This window comes from uncultured Rhodoblastus sp. (genome assembly GCF_903903185.1).
Lineage (GTDB): Bacteria > Pseudomonadota > Alphaproteobacteria > Rhizobiales > Beijerinckiaceae > Rhodoblastus.
The window spans coordinates 57,537-79,876 of the sequence record NZ_CAIUXT010000222.1; the positions used below are offsets into that span (position 1 = coordinate 57,537).

At 65.3% G+C, this 22,340-nt stretch carries 15 protein-coding genes; 10 read left to right on the forward strand and 5 right to left on the reverse strand.

Annotated elements, in window-relative coordinates; translation table 11 throughout:
* The first annotated feature begins 26 nt into the window (after window positions 1-26).
* From QZY01_RS19800 to QZY01_RS19810, 3 genes are all read left to right on the forward strand, one after another.
* Window positions 27-608, forward strand: a complete 582-nt coding sequence (locus QZY01_RS19800; protein WP_294540623.1) for a DJ-1/PfpI family protein — start codon at window positions 27-29, stop codon at window positions 606-608.
* Window positions 609-640: 32 nt separating this feature from the next.
* Complete coding sequence (locus tag QZY01_RS19805) at window positions 641-1,339, forward strand: EthD family reductase (RefSeq protein ID WP_294540625.1); 699 nt, start codon at window positions 641-643, stop codon at window positions 1,337-1,339.
* A 153-nt stretch (window positions 1,340-1,492) separates the two neighbouring features.
* On the forward strand, window positions 1,493-2,980 hold the full coding sequence (locus QZY01_RS19810) for an ankyrin repeat domain-containing protein (RefSeq protein WP_294540627.1): 1,488 nt from the start codon (window positions 1,493-1,495) through the stop codon (window positions 2,978-2,980).
* A gap of 91 nt (window positions 2,981-3,071) precedes the next feature.
* Here the strand turns inward: QZY01_RS19810 and pdeM are convergent, their stop codons facing one another.
* Window positions 3,072-3,743: a ligase-associated DNA damage response endonuclease PdeM gene (gene pdeM, locus QZY01_RS19815; RefSeq protein WP_294540629.1), complete on the reverse strand. Its 672-nt coding sequence runs from the start codon at window positions 3,741-3,743 to the stop codon at window positions 3,072-3,074.
* A gap of 1 nt (window position 3,744) precedes the next feature.
* Complete coding sequence (locus tag QZY01_RS19820) at window positions 3,745-6,243, reverse strand: ligase-associated DNA damage response DEXH box helicase (protein WP_294540631.1); 2,499 nt, start codon at window positions 6,241-6,243, stop codon at window positions 3,745-3,747.
* A 64-nt stretch (window positions 6,244-6,307) separates the two neighbouring features.
* On the opposite strand from QZY01_RS19820, the gene QZY01_RS19825 reads away from it, so the two are divergent.
* Together QZY01_RS19825 and QZY01_RS19830 are read left to right on the forward strand one after the other, a co-directional pair.
* Window positions 6,308-7,348 (forward strand): ligase-associated DNA damage response exonuclease, encoded by a 1,041-nt coding sequence (locus QZY01_RS19825; RefSeq protein ID WP_294540655.1) that lies wholly within the window; start codon window positions 6,308-6,310, stop codon window positions 7,346-7,348.
* Entirely contained in the window at window positions 7,345-8,958 is a 1,614-nt protein-coding gene (locus tag QZY01_RS19830) for a cisplatin damage response ATP-dependent DNA ligase (protein WP_294540633.1), read from the forward strand. The genes QZY01_RS19825 and QZY01_RS19830 overlap by 4 nt, the downstream gene beginning before the upstream one ends.
* A gap of 60 nt (window positions 8,959-9,018) precedes the next feature.
* Here the strand turns inward: QZY01_RS19830 and glmS are convergent, their stop codons facing one another.
* Complete coding sequence (glmS, locus tag QZY01_RS19835; protein WP_294540635.1) at window positions 9,019-10,848, reverse strand: glutamine--fructose-6-phosphate transaminase (isomerizing); 1,830 nt, start codon at window positions 10,846-10,848, stop codon at window positions 9,019-9,021.
* Between the two features lie 114 nt (window positions 10,849-10,962).
* Window positions 10,963-12,363 carry a bifunctional UDP-N-acetylglucosamine diphosphorylase/glucosamine-1-phosphate N-acetyltransferase GlmU gene (glmU, locus tag QZY01_RS19840; RefSeq protein WP_294540637.1) on the reverse strand — a complete coding sequence of 467 codons (1,401 nt, stop codon included), beginning with the start codon at window positions 12,361-12,363 and terminating at the stop codon, window positions 10,963-10,965.
* Between the two features lie 272 nt (window positions 12,364-12,635).
* Between glmU and QZY01_RS19845 the strand changes: the two genes are divergently transcribed.
* The 3 genes from QZY01_RS19845 (at window position 12,636) to QZY01_RS19855 (ending at window position 17,248) form a co-directional block, all read left to right on the forward strand.
* Window positions 12,636-14,171 (forward strand): glucan biosynthesis protein D, encoded by a 1,536-nt coding sequence (locus tag QZY01_RS19845; protein WP_294540639.1) that lies wholly within the window; start codon window positions 12,636-12,638, stop codon window positions 14,169-14,171.
* Entirely contained in the window at window positions 14,159-16,339 is a 2,181-nt protein-coding gene (mdoH, locus tag QZY01_RS19850; protein WP_294540641.1) for a glucans biosynthesis glucosyltransferase MdoH, read from the forward strand. Before QZY01_RS19845 ends, mdoH begins: the two co-directional genes overlap by 13 nt.
* A gap of 114 nt (window positions 16,340-16,453) precedes the next feature.
* Complete coding sequence (locus tag QZY01_RS19855) at window positions 16,454-17,248, forward strand: hypothetical protein (protein ID WP_294540643.1); 795 nt, start codon at window positions 16,454-16,456, stop codon at window positions 17,246-17,248.
* A gap of 19 nt (window positions 17,249-17,267) precedes the next feature.
* Here the strand turns inward: QZY01_RS19855 and QZY01_RS19860 are convergent, their stop codons facing one another.
* Window positions 17,268-17,861 carry a TIGR00730 family Rossman fold protein gene (locus QZY01_RS19860; RefSeq protein ID WP_294540645.1) on the reverse strand — a complete coding sequence of 198 codons (594 nt, stop codon included), beginning with the start codon at window positions 17,859-17,861 and terminating at the stop codon, window positions 17,268-17,270.
* A 213-nt stretch (window positions 17,862-18,074) separates the two neighbouring features.
* On the opposite strand from QZY01_RS19860, the gene pepN reads away from it, so the two are divergent.
* Together pepN and QZY01_RS19870 are read left to right on the forward strand one after the other, a co-directional pair.
* Window positions 18,075-20,735 (forward strand): aminopeptidase N, encoded by a 2,661-nt coding sequence (gene pepN, locus QZY01_RS19865; RefSeq protein WP_294540646.1) that lies wholly within the window; start codon window positions 18,075-18,077, stop codon window positions 20,733-20,735.
* Between the two features lie 256 nt (window positions 20,736-20,991).
* The coding region (locus QZY01_RS19870; RefSeq protein WP_294540649.1) for a PAS domain-containing protein at window positions 20,992-22,340 on the forward strand (1,349 nt) is incomplete at its 3' end.

The window sequence follows — 22,340 nt, forward strand, 5'->3', positions numbered from 1 at the left end:
AGCCTGCTTCAGTTGGGGAGGGAGCCATGCCGACCGCCAAATCCTTGCCCGGCAAGACCGTTCTGGTCCTGATCGAGAGCGATTTCTACGAGCACGAGATCTGGTATTACCAGTTCCGCTTTCAGGAAAGCGGCGTGCCGGTGCGTTTTGTGTCCCGGCTGTGGGGTCAGGCGTCGATCACGTTCAAAGGTCACGAACACCAGGCGCCGTTCGAGTGCCGCGACAGTTTCGAGACGATTGACGACGCGGCGCTGGCGGACATCGGCGCCGTCATCGTGCCGTCCGGCATTGTCGCCGACCGTCTGCGCTATACGGAAGACATCGCCAGACTGCCCCCGGCGACCGCCTTTCTCGCCCGCGCCTTCGCCAACAAGCAGGTGATCAAGGGGATCATCTGCCACGGCTTGTGGCTGACCGCGCCGGCGACGGAACTGGTGAAGGGCCGCCGCCTGACCTGCCATCCGAACCTTCATGGCGACGCCATCGCCTATGGCGCGGAATTCGTCGATGCCGATCTGGTGGAGGACGGCGATCTGATCACCGCCCGCACCGGAGGCCACGCGCATTTGCTCGCGCGCGCCATTCTGTCGCGGCTGGGCGCGGTGTAATTCCCCAAAAGGTTGTCGATCGGAGCGAAGCCATGATCCATCAGCTGATATTTGCTCATCCAAAACCCGGCATGTCCGAAAAGCAATTCCAGGACTATTGGGTCAATGTTCATGCGGTGAAGTTTGCGGGCAAGATTCCGCAGATCAAGAAATATCTCATCGACACCCGGATTCCATTCGGCCCGGAGCCGGAAGACCCGCGCTTCAGCGGCATCGCCGAGATCTGGCTCAATAATGAAGAGGAGCAGCTCGCATCGCTACAAACGCCCGAGTTTCTTCAAGGCGCCCGCCTCGACGAACCGAACTGGGCCGCCTTCTGGCGCACCATCGGCGTCGACACCACGGCACATGTCTTGCTCGAAGGGCCGCCGCTCAGCCGCGACGCCAAGGGAATCAAGCTCGTCACGACGGTGAAGCGCAAGGAGGGCGTTCCGCTTGAAACCTTCCGCCGTTACAGCCTCGGAGTCCACGGGCCGCTCGAACTGAAGCTGCCGGGGCTGCGTCGCTACGCGCAATGCCATGTGCGCGACGGCGCCTATGCGATCGGAGAGCCGATCCTCGACGCGGTCACGATGTTGTGGTTCGACGATGTCGCCGCGCTCCAGACGGCGCTCGACTCGCCGGAAAACGCCGCCGCCAAAGCGGATCTTCCGCATTTCATCGAGCTGAAATACGCGTACAGCCTTGTCGTCGAGGAACATTGGGTCATCGGCCCCGAGCCCCGGCCGTGATGAGCGCCCTGCCGGATGTCTGAATCGGGACGGAGGCGATAAAGGCGACGTCATCCCGTTTTTGGAGGCGGCATGTCTTTTCGCGGGCGAGAAATGCGGGCGGACAAATAGACCGTCCAAACCTTAACGTCGTCAATCCGGGGAGAATAGGCCGTGACCGAAGCACAGACAAGAGAAGTCGCACAGGACTGGTTCGACGCGCTCGATCGCGGCGATCTGAACGCCGCCGTCGCCTGCCTGGCCGACGACATCGAATGGGAGAACCTGCCAAAAATACCTGGAGTGAGCGACATCATTCCCTGGACCGGGAACGCGCACGGGATCCAGGAGGTCCTGCAAAAGTTCGCGGCGCGCGACGGCGCCATCGAGGTGAAGCGATTCAAGCCGCTCGACCTGATCGTCGAGGGCAATATTGCGGTCGGAACGGTGCACGAGATCTCCACGGTGCGCGCGACGGGTCTCGATTTCGAGATTCATCTGGCGTCGTGGATGGAAATCGCCGACGGCAAGATAAAGAATTGGAAATCCTATGTCGATCCGTCGCCGATCGTCGCCGCCTTCAGGGGCGATCTGCACGAGAGATTGATCGCGGCGGTGAGGGCCGAGGACGTCGCTTTGACCGGGAAACTGCTGTCCTATGGCGCCGATCCCAACACGCGCGACGCCCCGACAGGCCTGACCGTGCTGATGATGGCGGCCTGCCAGGCCCATCCGGCTTTGGTGCGGCTGCTGCTCGACGCCGGGGCCGATGTCTGGACGACCGACAGCTTCACCGGCGCCTCCGCGCTGCACAAGGCCTGTCAGGGAGGAAGCGTCGAGGTTGCGGAAATGCTGCTCGATCGCGGCGCGCATATCGACGCGATCACCCCGACCATGGGCCATACGGCGGTCATGGACGCGCTTTGGTACAAGTGGCCCGAACTGGTGAAGCTGCTGGTCGATCGCGGGCAGAACCTCTACTTCTCGACCCATTACGGATTCACTTTGGTCGATCACCTCAACTTCGAGCTCAACGTCAATGTCGGCGAGGAGAAGAAGAAGTTCGAACGCGTCAAGGAGATCATCGACGCGGGCAAGGCGCGCAACGACCGGCTCATCGCCGAGCAAGAGGTCATGGCGGCGACGAGCAAGGGCGACCTCGACGAGGTAAAGCGGCTGATCGCGGCGGGCGCGGACGTCAACGCCGTCTATCCGCACATGGATTCGTTTTTCGACGGTCATACGCCGCTGCTGGTGGCCGCGCGGGACGGTCACACGGAGATCGTTCGCGAGCTTTTGCAGGCGGGAGCGAAAGTGCGGGTGTTCGACTGGACCTTCAAGGGCTCCCCGATCCACAAGGCGACCTATAACGGCAACCTGCCCATTCTGAAAATGCTGGTCGCGCATCCCGATATCGACATCAATGTGCAGGGCCCGATCAACGGCTACACCCCGCTGCACGATGCGCTCTGGCATGGGTTCGTCGAGTGCGCGGAAGTTCTGGTCAACGCCGGCGCCTCGTTGACGCTGCGCGGACATGACGGCAAGTTGCCGCTGGATGTCGCGATCGAGGTCACCGGGGCCGAATCGGGCATCGCCAATCTCATCCGCAGCAAAATGGCGGCGGCGGCGCATAGCCGGGACATGCCGGCTGTCGGGTAGGATCAGTCTCGATCTCGCTGCGGTGTTGCGCCATCGCCCGGATCGATGTCGAATCGCGGCCGAAAACCGCTTGCGAGCCGAACGTCCTCGATCATATCAGGTACAGATCCAAATTCCGCGCGTAGGGCGCGAGCGCTGCGGTTTCGACGTCGAGCCCCCCGGTCAGCGAGCCGAAGGACGGCATGACGATGTGATTTTGGCCAACCACAAAACAGCGGCGGCGTTGCCGTCCCGCCCGCGTCGATACCGTCGCGCAAGGATGGAAATGACCGAAAATCTGGGCTTCCTGACTTGCCGTCGGTTGATGCAGCAGAAGCAGCGGCGTCGGTTCGCCAAGCCTCCAGCTGTCGTGCAGATCGAGCCCGAGATTTTTCAGCATCCGCGCGAGAGTGCGGTCGTGATTGCCGGCGACGAACAGCGCGGGCGCGCGGCGCGAAATTGAATCGACTATGCGCGGCAGGAACTGCGGGTCCTGTCCGACGAGCGCGGAATGAAACGTATCGCCAAGCAAAAGGATTTTCCGCGCGCCGGTCGCCTGCGCCTCGCGATCGAGCTTTTCCAGCGTGGCGTCGGCCTCATAGGGCGGCAAGAACCGGCCAAGCGCCGAAAAATGGGTCGCCTTGCCAAGATGAAGATCGGCGACCGCCAGCAGGGCGAGATCTGGAAAATACAGCGCTCCGCTCGGCCGCAAGGCGATTTTGTGGCCATGGAAGTCGATGACGGCGGGCGCCAGCAGCGGCGTGACGGCGCGAGGCGGTCTCATTTCATGTCATCGCTTGGACAGCGGTTTTATTTGAGGCGGCGAGCAGTTCATCGCCGAGTTCCTCCAGCGCGAGATCGCGGGCGTCGCCGGGGGCCTTTTCGCGGCTGATTTCGAGCAGCAGCGGCACGGCCAGCGGCGTCGGGGCGTCGCGGCGGACGAGGTCGATCTTGCCGGCGAATGTCGTCAAATGGGCCCCCAGACGATCCAGATCAAGCATTTCGCGTGCGGCCTCGCGCCGCGCCGCCTGCAACAGGATGTGGTCGGGCTCGTAGCGGCGCAAGACGTCATAAATGAGGTCGGACGAGATCGTCAGCGCCCGGCCTTTTTTGGCCTCGCCGAACGCGCGCCGCTCGACGAGGCCCGCGACCAGCGCGCAATTGCGAAAGGCGCGCCGCATGATGCTGCTCTCGTCGAGCCATTCCTCGAGATCGTCGCCGAGCATGTCCGGCGACAAGAGTTGCGCCATGAATTGCGCTGTCGCGCTCTCGGGGAAGGGCCGCAGCTGCCAGACCAGCAGGGCGTAATCATTGGCGGCGAAGCCGATCGGCGCGAGGCCGGCGCGATGGAGGCGGCGCGTCAGCAGCACCCCCAGCGTCTGGTGCGCGAGGCGCCCGGCGAAAGGATAGAGCGCGAGATACTGCCGCCGGGCCCGCGGAAAGGTTTCGACCAGCAGCCGGCCGCTCCGGGGCGTCAGGCTGGTCTCGGCCTGGGCGGCGAGCCATTCCGCGACCTGCGGCGGAAAGGGAATGTCATGCCGGGCGCCGGCGATCAGTTCGGCGACGCGCGCGGCGAGCGATTCCGATACCGGCAACCGGCCGCCCATATAGGCGGGTATGATCGTCGAGGCGTTGGCGCGCGCCCGCGACACGAATAGTTTGTCCTCGCGCAATGCGCGAAAAACCCATGCTTCGCCGGCGAAAAAGAAGCTGTCGCCCGGCGCCATGCCGGCGGCGACGAGCGAATCGATGGTTCCCAGTTCCTTGCCCGCCTTGAGCGCCCGCCCGGCGCCGACAGCGATGACCACGCGCGCCATCGGGCTGTCGGCGATCGCGCCGATGTTCATGCGATGCGCGGCGAGCATTTTCGGGTTTGCGACGCGCAAGACGCCATTCGCGTCGGCGCGGATTTTCTCGAACCGGTCATAGGCTTTCAGCGCATAGCCGCCGTTGCGGACGAAGCCGAGCAGGCGCTCGAAAGTTTCCCGATCCAGACCGCGATAAGGCGCGGCTTTGACGAGTTCCGCGTAAAGGGCGTCCGCAGTCATCGGCTGGGCGCCGAGCCGGCTGACGATATGCTGCGCCAGCACGTCGAGCGCGCCTTCGCGGGTCGGCTCGGCATCCTGCGCGCCGGCCTGCGCCGCCTCCACCGCCGCGACGCATTCGAGCCATTCGAAACGATTGGTCGGCACGAGCAAAGCTTTTGAGGGCTCATCGAGCCGATGGTTGGAGCGCCCGACTCGCTGGGTCAGGCGGCTCGAACTTTTTGGAGCGCCGAGCTGGATGACGAGATCGACATCGCCCCAGTCGAGGCCGAGATCGAGCGTCGAGGTCGCAACCACTGCGTCCACCGCGCCCGAGGCCATCGCCGCCTCGACGCGGCGGCGATGCGCGCGGTCGAGCGAACCGTGATGCAAGGCGATGCGCAGGTTTGCGTCATTGACATCCCACAGCAATTGAAACGCCAGCTCCGCCTGCAGGCGGGTATTGACGAAGACGATGCTGAGTTTTTGCCGCCGCAATCGCTGGTAGATCTCGGCCATCGCATAGCGGCCGGAATGGCCGGACCAGGGCGTGCGGCTTTCGCTGTCCAGAATTTCGAAACGCGGCGCGGGCGCCCCCGCCGCCTTCACCACCTCCGGCGTCATTTTGGCGCCCGAGGCCAGCCATTGCGCCAGCGCATCCTCGTCCCGCACCGTCGCCGACAGGCCGAATCGCTGAACAGCGGGGGCGATGGTCGCCAGTTGCGCGAGGCCGAGCGCCAAAAGGTCGCCGCGCTTTGACGGCGCCAGGGCGTGAATTTCGTCGAGGATCAGATATTTCAGGCCCGCAAAAAAACGCGCGCTGTCTGGATGCGACAGCATCAGGGCGACTTGTTCGGGCGTCGTCAAAAGGATCTGCGGCGGCTTGCGCCGCTGCCGGGCGCGGCGCGCGGCCGGCGTGTCGCCGGTGCGCGCCTCGACGCGCGCATTCAGCCCCATCTCGGCGAGCGGCGTTTCGAGATTGCGCCCGACATCGACCGCCAGCGCCTTCAGCGGCGAAATATATAGGGCGAAAACAGCGTCGGCGGGCGCCTCGCCGCGCGCAATGTCGCACAGCGCCGGCAGGAAGCCGGCGAGCGTCTTGCCGGCCCCGGTCGGCGCCATCACCAGCGCCGATTTGCCGCGCGAAGCGAGCGCCAGCACCTGCCGCTGATAGGCGCGCAGCGACCAGCCCCGCGCCGCAAACCAATGGGCGACGACCGGCGGCAGGTCTCGATCCGCAAGCGACCCGGCAATTTCCATTTCTGGTTTGGCTCCCACTGACCTTACGCATGAACCGGCTCGCGGGTTCATGCGTTACAAACGGATGCGTCCGCAAGACTTGCTGGTTTTGCGCTCCGAGGGGCTTTATTGCCCGCCGGGCGATTTTTTCATCGATCCCTTTCGTCCCTGCGCGAGGGCGGTGGTGACGCATGGCCATTCCGACCACGCCCGAGCCGGACATGGCGACGTGCTCGCCACCGAGGCGACCGTCGCCATCATGCGCGCGCGGCTGGGCGAAAATGCCGCCGCGCGCTTTCAACCGGCCGGGTACGGCGAAAAAATCCGCATCGGAGAGGCCGATGTGACACTCCATCCGGCCGGGCATATTCTCGGTTCGGCGCAAGTCCTGCTCGAATGGCGCGGGCTTCGCATCGTGTTTTCCGGCGATTACAAGCGCGAGGCCGACCCGACCTGCGCAGCCTTTGAGACCGTCCGGTGCCACGTCTTCGTAACCGAGGCGACCTTCGGCTTGCCGGTGTTTCGCCGCCCGCCGCCCGGCGACGAGATCGAAAAATTGCGCGCCTCGCTGCGCCGCTCGCCGCAACGCTGGCATATTGTCGGCGCCTATGCGCTCGGCAAGGCGCAGCGTCTGATCGCCGAATTGCGCGCATCGGGCGACGACCGGCCGATATTCCTGCACGGCGCGGCGCTGAAATTATGCGCGCTTTACGAGCGTTTCGGCATACGGTTCGGTGCGCTGGAACTGGCGACGGCGCAAGCCGCGAAATCTTCGGCGCCGGGCCTCGCGATCTGTCCGCCCTCGGCCTTGCAGGATCGCTGGTCGCAAAAATTCGGCGACGCGGTGCGCGGCATGGCCTCGGGATGGATGCAGGTGAAAGGCCGCGCGCGGCAAAGAAACGTCGAACTGCCACTGATCCTCTCCGATCATTGTGACTGGACGGATCTTCAGACGACGATCCTCGACACCGGCGCGGAGGAAATCTGGATCACCCACGGCCAGGAGGACGCGCTGAAGCGCTGGTGCGAATTGCAAGGCGTCGCCGCGCGCCCCCTCAATCTTGTGGGATACGAGGGCGAGGAAGAGGGCCAGGAACAGGCGCTTGCCGGGGCCGCGGACGCATGAAGCCTTTTGGCCAATTGCTCGAAAGCCTGCTCTACCAGCCCGCGCGCAACGGCAAGCTGGCTTTGCTCGTCGATTATCTCGCGGCGACGCCCGACCCCGACCGGGGCTATGCGCTGGCCGCCCTGTGCGGCGCGCTGACGCTGGACGAAGTAAAGCCGGCGCTGTTGCGCGGCCTGATCGAAGCGCGCGCCGATCCGGTGCTGTTTCGGCTGTCCTACGACTTCGTCGGCGACCTGTCGGAAACCATCGCGCTGATGTGGGAGCCCTCCCCCGCCGCCACGCCGACGCCGGGTCTTGCAAACGTCGTGGAGGCGATGCGCGCCATGTCGAAAGCCGAGGCGCGACGGCAATTGCCCGCCTGGCTCGACGCGCTCGACGGGACCGGCCGCTGGGCGCTGCTCAAACTGGTGACGGGCGGTCTTCGCGTCGGCGTCTCCACCGGCCTCGCCAAACTGGCGCTGGCGCAATGGAGCGGCGTCGCGCAAGCCGACATCGAGGAACTCTGGCACGGTTTCGCGCCGCCCTACCTGCCGCTGTTCGCCTGGCTTTCGGGCGCCGCGCCGCGCCCGTCGGACAAGGATTCGCTCGGCTTTCACTCGCCGATGCTTTCCCATCCCATCGAAGACGGCGATTTCGCCAAATTGAATCCGAAGGATTTCGCCGCCGAATGGAAATGGGACGGCATTCGTGTGCAATATAAAAGTCGCGGAAGCGGCGCCCGGCTGTTCTCGCGTTCGGGCGACGATATTGGCGCGGCCTTCCCCGATCTGATCGACCCGCCTTTGCTTTTCGGCGGCCTCGACGGCGAACTGGTCGCGCTGACGCCCGGCGAGGCCGGCATGGACGCGGTCGCCAGTTTTTCGACGTTGCAGCAGCGGTTGAACCGCAAGACCGTCTCGGCGGCGATGCGGGAGCGCATTCCGGTTGCGATCATCGCCTACGACCTGTTGTTCGACGGAGATTCCAGCGGCGAAAACTGGACGGACGTCCGCGCCCTGCCCTTCCACGAGCGCAGCCGCCTGCTGGAAGCGGCGGTGGCGAGAGCGGCTGACCCGCGCCTGAAATTGTCGCCCTTGCTCGACTTCGCCGATTGGCCGGCCCTGGCGACCCTGCGCGCGGCTTCCGCGCCGCGCCCGAGCGTCGAAGGCGTGATGCTCAAGCGCCGGGACGGGCCTTATCTCGCCGGCCGCCCGCGCGGCGAATGGTTCAAGTGGAAACGCGACGCGCATCTCCTCGACTGCGTGATGATGTATGCGCAGCGCGGCCACGGCAAACGGGCCTCGCTTTATTCCGATTTCACTTTCGGCCTCTGGCGCGGCGGCGATCTGTTACCGGTCGGCAAAGCCTATTTCGGCTTTACCGACGCCGAACTCTCGCAACTCGATCGTTTTGTGCGGCAGAACACGGTGCAGCGCTTCGGCCCGGCCCGGGAGGTCGTTCACAGCAGGGAAGAGGGACTAGTGCTCGAAATCGCCTTCGAGGGCGTCGCCAGATCGGCGCGTCACAAATCCGGCTTCGCCATGCGGTTCCCGCGCATCAACCGCATCCGCCGCGACAAGAAACCCGGCGAAGCCGACCGGCTCGAAGCGCTGGAAAAACTGGCGCGATGAGTCGATGGCGCCCGCTTCCCGATCCTGTTCGACCATTTGCGCCGGTCCGCCCTCACCGGCTCACTCCACCGTGACGCTTTTCGCCAGATTGCGCGGCTGGTCCACGTCCTTGCCCATGAACACCGCCGTATAATAGGCCAGCATCTGGATCGGCGCGGCATAGACGATGGCGGTGAAATCGGGCGCCATGTCGGGCATGCGGATTTCGCCCGCCAGAGGCGCCGCCGCCGCCTCGATGGCGTGGGCGTCGCCGATCAGGATGATCTTGCCGCCCCGCGCCGAAACTTCCTGAAGGTTTGAGACGGTCTTTTCCAACACGGAATCGGTCGGGGCGATGACGATCACCGGCAATTGCTCGTCGATCAGCGCGATCGGCCCGTGTTTCAGTTCGCCCGCCGCATAGCCCTCGGCGTGGATATAGGAAATTTCCTTGAGTTTGAGCGCGCCTTCCAGCGCCAGCGGATAGGAGGTTCCGCGTCCCAGATAAAGCACGTCGGCGGTCTTGCCGAGTTGATGCGACAAAGTCTCGATGCCGGCCTCCAGCTTCATCGCCTCGGCGAGCAGGCCGGGGACCACCATCAGCTCATTGACAAGGCGCTGTTCGGTCGCTGCGTCGAGCACACCGCGCGCGCGCCCCAGCGCCACGGCCAGCGCCGCCAGCACGGTCAGCTGGCAGGTGAAGGCCTTGGTCGAGGCGACGCCGATTTCCGGCCCAGCCAAAGTCGGCGCGGCGACGTCGCTTTCGCGCGCGATGGTCGAGGTCGGCACATTGACCACCCCGACGATCTTCTGGCCATGGGCCCTGGCGTAGCGAAGGCTGGCCAGCGAATCCGCGGTCTCGCCCGATTGCGACACCACGATCATCAGCCCCTCGTCGGGCAGCGGGGCCTCGCGATAGCGAAATTCCGAGGCGACGTCGATTTCGACGCGCAGCCGGGCGAAGCGCTCGAACCAGTATTTGGCGACCATGCCGGCGTAATAGGCCGTGCCGCAGGCGGTGATCGTGAGGCCGGTCAGTTTTTCGGCGTCGCAGGGCAGTTCGAACGGCAGCCGCACCGCGCCATTGGCGAAATCGATATAATGGGCGAGGGTGCGCGCCACGACTTCCGGCTGTTCGTGGATTTCCTTGGCCATGAAGTGGCGGTAATTGCCCTTGTCGACCAGAAAGGCCGAGGCCTGAGTCCTGATTTTCGCCCGGTATACCGGCTCGTCGGTCTTGTCGCGAAAGGTCGCGGAACCCCGGCGCAAGATCACCCAGTCGTCGTCTTCGAGATAGGTGATCGTATCGGTGAAGGCCGCGAGCGCCAGCGCGTCGGAACCGAGATACATTTCGCCGCCCTCGCCATAACCCACCGCGAGCGGCGCGCCGCGCCGGGCGCCGATCAGCAAATTGTCCTCCCCGGCGAACAGAAAGGCCAGCGCGAAAGCGCCCTTGAGCAGCGGCAGGCTGGCGGCGACCGCCTGTTCCGGCGACAGTCCCTGGTCGATCGCCTCGGTGACGAGATGCGCCACCGCCTCGGTGTCGGTCTGGGTGACGAATTCATGGCCCTTGAGCAGGAGATCGTCGCGCAATTCGCGGAAATTCTCGATGATGCCGTTATGCACCACGGCGAGCTTGTCGGTGGCGTGGGGATGGGCGTTGTTTTCGGTCGGGCGGCCATGGGTGGCCCAGCGCGTATGGCCGATACCGACCGAGCCGTTCAAAGGCTGATCGCGCAACAGGGCTTCGAGATTGCGCAATTTGCCCTCGGCGCGGCGGCGCGCCAGCTTGCCTAGCTCCAGCGTCGCGATGCCGGCGGAATCATAGCCGCGATATTCGAGCCGCTTGAGCGCCTCGATGATCGAACCGGCGACCGGACCCTGGCCGAGAATGCCGACAATGCCGCACATGGATACGCTTTCCTTTTCAAACTCTTGGGGCCAACCAGAGGCCCGGTCGCGGACCCGGCGCAAGTCACTTGTTGTGACGGTTTATGTCAATTCACGCCCGCCTCGAGGGGAATCTCACTTTTCCGCCTTGCGCGCCGCCATTTTCTTACGGAATGCCGCCGCCCAGCCGGGAAGGTTGGCCTGCCGGCCGCGCGCCACGGCGAGCGCCTCCGGTTCGACATCCCGGGTCACCACCGAGCCGGAGCCGACATAGGCCCCCGCGCCGATCTCGACCGGCGCGACCAGCGACGAATTGGAGCCGATGAAGGCGTCGGCGCCGATGATCGTGCGATATTTGAGGAAACCATCGTAATTGCAGGTGATGACGCCGGCGCCGATATTGGCGCGCGGGCCGATGCTGGCGTCGCCGATATAGGTCAGGTGATTGACCTTGGCCCCCGCGCCGATCTCCGCCTGCTTGATTTCGACGAAATTGCCGACCCGCGCGCCCTCATGCAGGTTGGCGCCGGGGCGCAGCCGCGCATAGGGGCCGATGGTCGCGCCTTTCGCCAAGGTCGCGCCTTCGCAATGCGAGAAGGCGTGTATCACCGCGCCCTCGGCCACACGGACGCCGGGACCGAACACCACATGCGGCTCGACCAGCACATCGGCGGCCAGAACCGTGTCATGGCTGAAAAACACCGTCTCGGGCGCAACCAGCGTCGCCCCCGCCGCCATGGCGGCGAGGCGCAGGCGGCGCTGGATTTCGGCCTCGGCTTGCGCCAGTTGCGCCTTGTCGTTGACGCCCAGCACTTCGCCCGCCTCCGCCCGAGCGATCAGGCAGTCCGCGCCGTCGCGCCGCGCGATCTCGACCACGTCGGGCAGGTAGAATTCCCCTTGCGCGTTGTCGTGGCCAATTCGCTCCAGCCAGTCGAGCGCCCGGACGCCATCGAGCGCCATCAGCCCGGCGTTGCACAGGCCGACCGCGCGCTCCTCGTCGCTGGCGTCCTTGTGCTCGCGGATCGCCAGCAGATGGCCGCCCTCGTCAGTCAACAGGCGGCCGTAACCGGTCGGGTCGACCGCCTCAAAACCGAGCGCGACGACGCCCGCACCGGAGCCCCGCTTTTCAAGCAGCAGGGCGAAAGTTTCGGGCCGCACCAGCGGCGTGTCGGCGAAAACCACCAGCACATCCGCAAAACCCTGCGACAAAGCGTCGCGGGCGGCCAGAACCGCATGGGCGGTGCCGCGCCGATCCTGCTGCACGAAGATTTGCGCGCCCGGCGCGGCTCTGGTCACCTCGGCGGCGACGTCGTCGCGATTCGGGCCGACCACCACAGCGACGGAATCGGCGCCGGCCCGGCGCACGGCGTCGAGCACATGGGCCAGCATCGAGCGCCCGGCGATCTTGTGCAGGGCTTTCGGCAGGCCGGAGCGCATCCTTTTGCCCTCGCCGGCGGCGAGCACGACCGCCAGACAGCGCCTTTGCGCCGAACGGTCGCCGGGCGATAGGCTCTGGCGCGTTGGCGTCGTCGTCATGCAAAATCCCTCTTGTTTTCTGCCCTGAGGCAGGGCGCCAAAAAGCGGATGCCGGGCTTTCGCCAACAATGCCGCTCGATCCCGGTCGCCACAGGTCTTGGCGATTCGACGAAAGGGCCAAAGATTCCGGCGGTCGGGAGCGGCGGATCGTGGCTGGTATAGGGGACCGGCAAAATCGGGCAAAGCAAAAAATCCGCCTCGCCTGGGCCATAAATTGGGTTATATGTCGCCCGGGATCGCCACGAGAAGCGACAAAACGGACAGCCTCGCCCATGTTGAAGCGACGGGATTTACTGCAACTGGCGGGCGCCGCCGCCGTTCTTGCGGCTTCGGGCGCGTCTTCCGAAAGCCAGGCGCAGGGCCAGAAGGCCACCATCCCCATTCCTTTTTCCGCCGCTTCCGTGGTCGAGGCCGCCAAAGCCCTGGCGGCGAAGTCTTTCGCCGCGCCCAGCGTCTCGGACCTGCCCGGCCCGCTAGCCAATCTGAGCTACGAGGCCTATGCGGCGATCCACGCCAAGCCGGAGGGGCTGATCTGGGCGCAGGACCCGGCCGGCTTCGTGGTCGAACCGCTGCATCGCGGTTTTGTCTTCACCACGCCGATGCAGATCCATCTGGTCGAGGACGGGCTGGCGCGGCGCCTCGACTATGACGCGTCCAAATTCATCTTTGGCGGCGTAAGCATGAGCGGACCGCCGGCCAATCTCGATTTTTCCGGGTTCCGCGTCCTGCTGCGCGACGATTCCGGCGGTTTTCAGGAACTGGCGATCTTCCAGGGCGCAAGCTTCTTCCGCTCGATTGCGCCGGGCCAATCCTTCGGTGTCACCGCGCGCGGCCTGTCGATCCGCACCGGCGACCCGCGCGGCGAGGAATTCCCGTTCTTCCGCGCCGTCTGGATCGAAAAACCCAGCCGCGCCTTCAACACCCTGACCATTCACGCGCTGCTCGATTCGGAAAGCGTCGCCGGCGCCTATCGCTTCACGCTGCATCCGGGCGACGCCACCATTATCGACACTGAAATTTCGCTGTTTCCGCGCGCCGCGCTCGATAGTTTCGGCCTCGGCGCCATGAGCGCGACCATGTTGTTCGGCCCGATCGACCGGCGCGGCGTCGACGACCTGCGCGAGGCGGTGGCGGAGGCCTCGGGCCTGCAAATGCTGACCGGCGCGGGCGAATGGATATGGCGGCCGATCTCCAACCGCAACGCTCTGCAAATTTCCGAATTCGTCGACGAAAACCCAAAAGGCTTCGGCTTCCTGCAAAGAAAACGCCGTTTCGACGATTTTTACGACGAGCTCCAGCATTGGGAGCGCCGTCCGTCGCTGTGGATCGAGCCGATCGGCGACTGGGGGCCCGGATCGGTGCAACTGGTTGAAATCCCCTCGGATTCGGAGAGCGCCCAGAACATGATCGCCTTCTGGCGACCCAAAGCGGCGCTGGCCAAGGGCGTTGAGGCGGATTTCGCCTTTCGCCAGTTCTGGGCCTGGTCGCCGCCCTCAAATCCGGCGCTCGCCATCGCCATTGGCGCGCGCGGCGGACGCGGCGCCTCGTCAAGGCAGCGGCGCTTTCTGGTCGATTTCCACGGCGACGTGCTGGCCGATCCGGCCCGCGCCGCCGACATCAAGGCCAATCTCAATATCTGGCCGGGCAAGATCGTTGCGATCAAAGTCTTTCCCTCCCCGGAACGCAAAAGCTGCCGCGCGCAATTCGACTTCGAACCCGGCAACGAAAACGCCTCCGAAATGCGCCTGACCCTCGAATCGCAGGGCGCACCCATATCCGAAACCTGGCTTTACCGATGGACGCCTTGACCCAAGCCGCCTTTTCCGCCGAAACCCAGCCGACTGAGGCGGCCATCGCGCCGCCCATGCCCGAGGAATCGCACCTCGTCATGCCGGAACAGGACCTGTTCCGCTTCGACGCGCGGACCGGGCGGCGCAAGACTCTTGTCGCGCACGCTGCGCCATGGCTTTCGCGCCTGCTGGTGTTCGGCGGCGGCCTCGCCCTCACCTGCTGGGGCGGCTATGAAATGTACCGCGTCATCGACGTCGGCGGCATCACCTTGCTCAAATGGATGCTGCTGATCCTGTTTCTCGCCAATTTCTCTTGGATCGCGCTGGCTTTCTGCGCCGGCGTCGTCGGCTTCCTGCATCTTTTTTTCGTTCGGCCCAGGCCGCCCGCCGCCCCGGAAAAACTCGTCAGCCGCAACGCCGTGGTCATGCCGATCTATAACGAGACGCCCTCGAGGGTGTTTGGCGCGCTGGAGGCGATCCACGAGGATGTCGAGGCCACCGGGCTTGGCGGCGCCTTCGACTGGTTCTTTCTGTCGGACACCACCAATCCAGACATCTGGATCGCCGAAGAGCGCGCCTTCGCCGATTTGCGGGCGAAACTCGGGCCGCGGGCGCGGATGTTCTATCGCCATCGCCCCAAGAACACCGCGCGCAAGGCCGGCAATATCGCCGACTTCGTCACCCGCTGGGGCGGCGCCTACGATCACATGGTGGTGCTCGACGCAGACAGCCTGATGACCGGCCACGCCATCGTCAGCCTTGCGGCGGCTATGGAGGCCGATCCCGATTCCGGCATCATCCAGACCCTGCCGCTGATCATCAACCGCAACACCTTGTTTGCCAGGGTGCAGCAATTCGCCGCCCGCATCTACGGTCCGGTCATCGCCGACGGCCTGTCGTGCTGGATGGGGCGCGACGGCAATTACTGGGGCCATAACGCCATTATCCGCACGCAAGCCTTCGCCGGCCATTGCGGCCTGCCCCATCTGAAGGGCAGACCGCCGTTCGGCGGCCATATCCTGAGCCATGACTTCGTTGAGGCGGCGCTGATCCGCCGCGCCGGCTACAGCGTCTACATGCTGCCCTCGCTCGGCGGCTCGTTCGAGGAAAGTCCCCCCTCGCTGATCGACGTGGCGGCGCGCGACCGGCGCTGGTGCCAGGGCAATCTCCAGCATATCCGGGTATTGCCGGCAAAGGGCCTGCATCTGGCCTCGCGCCAGCATTTCGTCACCGGCATCATGGGCTATTTGGCCTCGCCGTTCTGGCTGGCGCAGCTGCTGGTCGGCCTGTTGCTGGTGTTGCAGGCGAGCTATATCAGGCCCGAATATTTCTCCAAGGAGTTCACGCTGTTCCCGACCTGGCCGCGCTTCGACGCCGAACGGTCGCTCGAATTGTTCCAGGTGACCATGGCGGTGCTGCTGGCGCCAAAACTGTTCGGCCTGATCCTGGCCCTGTCCGACGGCCCGACCCGGCGCGGCGCGGGCGGCGCGATCCGGCTGGTGTTCTCGACTTTGTTCGAAGTGGTGATGTCGGCCCTGCTCGCGCCGATCATGATGCTGATCCAGACCGGCCATGTGCTGCACATATTGTTCGGCTTCGACACCGGCTGGGAGCCGCAGCGGCGCGACGACGGCTCGATCCCGTTCAAGGGCATCGTCTGGCGGCACTGGAGCCATGTGCTGCTCGGCGTGGTGTCGCTGGTCGCGGCGTTGTTGATCTCGCCCTCGCTCGCGGCCTGGATGTCGCCGACCATCGCCGGCCTCGTCCTCGCCATCGCCCTCTCCTGGGCGAGCGGGCAGAGATCGATCGGCCTCGCGCTCAAGCGCCTCGGCCTGCTGGTGACGCCGGAGGAAACCACGCCGCCGCCCATCGCGGCGCGCGCCAACGCCTTGTCGCAGGAAATGGCCGCCAATGGCCATGACGACGCCGACGGCTTGCGCGCGCTGCACGACGACCCGGAATTCTGCGCCCAGCACGTGGCCTTTTTGCCGCCGCCGCCGCATCGCGCACGCGGCGCCATCTCGCCCGAACGGGCGATGGCGGTCGCCAAGCTCGCCGACGCCCAGACCATCGGCGACGCCGTCCACTGGCTGCACCACAAGGAGCGCACGGCCCTGCTCCATGACCGCGCGCTGATCGCCCTGCTGGTCCGCCTGCCGGAGGACGAGAAACCGGAAAATCGTTAATCGCGGGTTCATGCGTTGTGCTGAAGATGGCGGTCCGGAAGACGGGAGTCTTCCGATGGCGTTGTCCCGCGACCTGCCGGGACCATGCCGCCTGAATCCGTGCGGAGCCGCCCGATGAACGATCTGATTGTTCTGCCCCAGCCCGAGCCCCGAAACGACGCCTCTGGCGCGCCCGAACTTGGGGCGCCGGAGCGTTATCCGCGTCTCGAATACGCCCCTTCGCCGCGCTGGAAGCGTTTCGCCGCGCCGGCCGCCCTCGCTCTGGCCTGCGGCCTTGGCTGGGCAGGCGCGGCGCGGTTCGAGGATTTTTCGCGGCGACCCTCGCCCGATCTCGCCGCCGCGCAGAACGCCGCCCGGATGGCGGCGGACTCCGCCGCCGACGCCGCTGCTGCTGCAAAGGCCCAGCTTCAGGAGATCGGCGTCCTGCGCGATCATGTCGAGGGCCTCAAGAGCAAGCTCGAAACACAGGCCCAAAAAACGCGCGCCGCCGAGACAACCATTGCAGCCTTGCAGAAAAACCTGTCCGAACAGCGCGCTGAAGCAGCCGCAGCGACCTCGCAAGTGCAGGCGAAGCTTGAAAAAGCGCAGACTCTGGCAAGGGATAGGCCGACGGACCGCACGCCGGTCGCCTCCATCGGCAAACCGGCGCCCAAACCTTTGCCGGCCGCCGGCGCCGGCGGCGGAGCCGCAGCGATCCGGTCCCCGCTCGCGCCTTACCGCGCCTTCGTCTTGCGCGACGTCGACGACGGCAGGGCGGTGGTCGAAGGCCCCGGCGGGCTGGAAGAGGTCGGCCCCGGCGATGTCCTGCCCGGCGGGGCGCGGGTCCAGCGGATCGAAAAGCATGGCCCCAACTGGGTGGTGCTGACCGATCGCGGCGCCATCAACCCGGACGGCCGCTGGGATGATTGAGTGGGCCTGAAAAAGCCCCTCACAATTCCGGGCGCAGCGCGCGGCTGGGGTCTCGCGCTTGTGAAAAAGCCGTCTCCAGCAACGGCAGGATGTCCTCGACCCTGTCGCAGACGAGAGCGCGCGGCTCGGTATGGGGCCGAATGAAGGCCTGTTCGCGCATATGGTCGAGCAGGGCCAGCAGCGGGCGCCAGAAGCCTGCTATGTCGGCGATCAGCACCGGCTTGTCGTGGCGCTCCAGCTGCACCCAGGTCAATTGTTCGACCAGTTCCTCCAGCGTGCCGATGCCGCCCGGCAGGGCGACGAAGGCGTCGGCCTTCTCGAACATCAGCCGCTTGCGCTCGTGCATATCCTCGACGATCAGCAGTTCCTGCACGCTTTCGAGCATGTGTTCGCGCTTTTGCAGGAAGCGCGGGATGATGCCGGTGACATGGCCGCCGGCGCGCAGCACCGCATGGGCGGTCGCGCCCATCAGGCCGAGATCGCCGCCGCCATAGACGAGGCCAATGCCGTTTTCGGCGAGCAGGCGTCCAAATTCTTCTGCCGCCGCCAGAAAGGCCGGGTCGGCGCCGCTCGACGAACCGCAATAAACGCAGATTTTGCGAATCCTGTGCATCGGAGGCCCCGTTTGCCCTGTTGTGTCGCGCCGCGCCGGGCCGGTCAAGCCGCCGCCCGCCGCGCCGAAACCGAAAAACGTCTTTGGTCGCATGGCGGTTATTGCGTCGCGGGCATAAAAGCATGAAAAAGGCCTTCGCAATGCGTTCCCCGTGGCGGCGCCAGAGGCGTCCGCCCAAATTTCCCTTGCCGCCCGCCACGAGAAAGAGGCGTCATGTCCGCCAAGCCCGAAGCCGCCCAGACGATCCCGGTGCGTCTCGCCGATTACCAGCCGTCCGATTATCTGATCGACGCGGTCGAACTCGACATCACCCTCGACGACAAGGCGACGCGGGTTATATCGAAGCTCAGCCTGCGACCCAATCCGCTGGGCGCGCCCCATGCGCCGCTGGTGCTCGACGGCGGCGACCTCCATCCGGTCCGCGCCCTGCTCGACAACGAGATGCTCGATCTGGCGCAAGTCGCCGCGCCCGACCGCCTGACCATCCTCGACCCGCCGGCGCGGCCCTTCACGCTGGAGATCGAAACCCTGCTCGACCCCTCCGCCAATACGCGGCTCGAAGGGCTATACCGGTCCGGTTCGGCCTATTGCACCCAATGCGAAGCCGAAGGCTTTCGCCGCATAACCTATTATCTCGACCGTCCCGACGTGTTGAGCCTGTTCATGACGCGCATCGAGGCCTCGGTCGAGGAGGCGCCGGTGCTTCTGTCCAACGGCAATCTGGTCGAATCCGGCGCGGCCGGTCCGGGACGCCATTACGCGCTCTGGCGCGATCCCTTTCCCAAGCCCTGCTATTTGTTCGCGCTGGTCGGCGGCGATCTCGACTCGATCCACGACACGTTCACCACCGCCTCGGGCCGGAAAGTCAGGCTCGGCATCTATACCGAGAAGAACAAGTCGCACCGCGCCCATTACGCGATGGAATCGCTGATCCGCGCGATGCGCTGGGACGAATTCGTCTATGGCCGGGAATATGATCTCGACGTTTTCAACATCGTCGCGGTCTCGGACTTCAACATGGGCGCAATGGAAAACAAGGGCCTCAATATTTTCAACGATAAATATATCCTCGCCCGGCACGAAACCGCCACCGACGCCGATTTCGCCAATGTCGAAGGCGTCGTCGCCCATGAATATTTCCACAACTGGACCGGCAACCGCATCACCTGCCGCGACTGGTTCCAGCTCTGCCTCAAGGAAGGCCTGACGGTCTATCGCGATCAGGAATTTTCCGCCGACCAGCGTTCGCGCCCCGTCGGGCGCATCGCCAATGTCCGCGCCCTGCGCGCCGCGCAGTTTCCCGAGGACGCCGGCCCGCTGGCGCATAACGTCCGCCCGGATGTCTATCACGAGATCAATAATTTCTACACGGCGACGGTCTATGAGAAGGGCGCCGAGATCATCCGCATGCTGCGCTGCCTGATCGGCCATGACGCTTACCTCGCCGGCATGGAGCTTTATTTCAGGCGCTTCGACGGCCAGGCGGTGACGATCGAGGATTTCGTCGCCTGTTTCGCGGAAAGTTCCGGCCGCGACCTGACAGGGTTCTTTCGCTGGTATGTCCAGGCCGGCACGCCGAAAATGACGGCCAAAGGCGTCTATGACGCGCAGGCCAGAACCTATACGCTCGACCTGTCGCAGGAAACCCCGCCGACGCCGGGGCAACCCGAGAAAAAGCCGCTGACGATCCCGATCCGGCTCGGGCTGATCGGCGCCGACGGCGCGGAAATCCCGCTGGTTCACGACCATCCCGCCAGCCCGCGCGAGGCGAAGGCCGGTATTTTCGAACTGACCGAAAAAACCCGGCGAATCGTTTTCAAAAACGTGCCGAGCAAGCCCGTTCCGTCGCTGCTGCGCCGTTTTTCCGCGCCGGTCATCCTCGACATCGATCTTGGCGAGGACGAGCTCTTGCATCTGATCTCCCATGACAGCGACCCGTTCAACCGCTGGCAGGCGGCGCAGACCTTCGGCGCCCGTCTGCTGATCCGCAACACCCGGCTGATCAGCGACGGCGAAATACCGGAATTCAGCGAGACCTTCGCCGAGGCTCTGGGCAGGCTGATCGACGATTGCGACGCCGATCTGGCTTTCACCGCCGAAATCGTCACCCTGCCGAGCGAGGCCGACATTGCGCGCGACCTCGGTTCCGATGTCGATCCCGACGCCATCCACATGGCGCGCGAATACTTTCGCGCCGAACTCGGCAAATATCTTTGGCATCGCTTGCTGGCGGTCTATGAAAGCCTCAGTTCCGATGAGGCCTATTCGCCCGACGCCGCCAGCGCCGGCCGTCGCTCCCTGCGCAACGCCTGTCTTGGCCTGCTTGCCGCCGGCGATCCCGGGCATGGCGCCGAGATCGCGACGCATCAGTTCCAGCACGCTTCCAACATGACCGACCAGTTCGGCGCGCTCAAGATCCTGTCGCTGATTTCCTCGCCGCAACGCGAACGCGCCTTGGAAACCTATATTCGCAACCATGCGTCGGACGCTCTCGTGGTCAATAAGTGGTTCACCCTCCAGGCTGCCATTCCCGAGCCCGAGACTTTGGCGCGGGTGCGCCGGTTGACCAAAAACCACAACTTCAGCCTGACCAATCCCAACCGCGTCTATGCCCTGATCGGCGCTTTCGCCAACGCCAACCCGACCGGCTTCAACGCCGCCGACGGCGCCGGCTACCAATTTGTCGCCGAAACCGCGCGCGATCTCGACGCCATCAATCCGCAGGTCGCGGCGCGGCTTATCTCTTCCTTTCGCTCCTGGCGCACCCTCGAAGCGGGCCGCCGCGCCAAGGCGCGCGCGGCGCTCGAAACTCTGGCGGCCGGCAACAATCTCTCATCAGACTTGCGCGACATCGTCGACCGGGCGCTGGCCTGACCCGCAACGCGCAAGTTTCGCGCAAGTTTTCAATGCTTCCAACAGCGTCGTGAAACGGCGCAAACCGGCGCGCGAAAGCGCGCCGGAACGCAGACCATTGCGAGAGCCGGCGCCGCAAGAAATTTCACGGCAAAAACCTTTCCGTTAACTGAAATTTAGTCTGGACAAAAAGCCGCTCCGGGATTCAACTGAAGGTGATTCGGGGGGTGGCATTTCGGCCCGGATCATCGGATTTCATCCTCAGTGGGAGCGTTACATGGCGCGTGCAAACGTCGCCGATGCTTCTTTGTGCCTTGACGCATCGAGCGCGGAAAACAGAACAGTCGGGACGGCTTGCGCCGCGCGCCCCCGCGAATTGGCGGCCGAGGCCGGCGCCGCCAAGGTGACGCCGCTGTTTCCGCCCGGCGAAGTTCCGCTGCCTCCGCCCCTGCCCGAGCCAATGCCGCCTTCTCGGCCCGGCTTCCCGCCGAAGCCGTGCGAGGACGAGGCGCGGATGGCGCCGCTGACGCCGGCGGAAAGGCTGGAGCCGCTGCTCCGCCGCGCCGTGCCGGCAATGATCGTGTTGTTCCTGTTGACGCTGTTCGGCGTCGCCGCGCAGATCGCGATGCAGAGCTACGCCCGGGTGGTGCCCGAAGCTCTCGCCGAACTCGACATGGTCAGCCGGCTCGCGGTCGAGGATGTGCGCGAGGCCATGCGCCATGCCCCGCCCGGCGCGCCGCCGGCAATGATTCTCGACGCCGCGCAGGGCCGTATCCTCGCCCATGGCCGAAGCCTCGCCCTCACCGATCCAGACGGCCAGATCGTCGCGGCGCTGTCTTCGGACGACGCCCCGAACAAGGCGCGCCTGCGCGACGGCGCGACGCTGGCGGCGCGGCTCGGCCCGGCGCAGCCGCTCACCGTCTTCGCCGACAAGGCCGGGCCGATGCGCATCGTCCTGCCCGACGGCGTCGAGGCGCTGGCCGCGGTGCGCAATCTCGACCCGCCGTTCGGACAATTGGCGATTCTGCAGCCGGTCGACAGCGCTCTCGCCGAATGGCGCTCGGCCGTCTGGCGCTCCGCGGCGCTGTTGACGCTGACGGCGGGCATGATGGCGCTGGTCGCCTTCGCCTATTTCGCCCAGGCGAGCCGCGCCATCGACGCCGAATCCGATCGCGCCCGCATCCGCAACCGCATCGACGCCGCGCTCAATCGCGGGCGATGCGGGCTATGGGACTGGGATCTCGCCGCCGGACGCATCTATTGGTCCGATTCGATGTATGACATGCTCGACATGAAGCCTTGCGACGAATTCCTGTCCTTTGGCGACGTCAACGACCTGATCCATCCCGAAGACGGCGACCTCGCGGGATTTGCCGAGCAATTGACCTCGCAGGCGGCCAATTCCATCGATCACGTTTTCCGCATCCGCGACGCCCATGGCCAATGGGTCTGGATCCGGGCGCGGGCGCAGGTGATCCACGAAGGCCGCGCGCAAACGCCGCACCTCGTCGGCATCGCCGTCGATATTTCCGAACAGGTGCGTCTGGCCGAGCGCAGCGCCGCCGCCGACCTGCGCCTGCGCGACGCCGTCGAGAGCATTTCCGAGGCCTTCGTGCTGTGGGACGC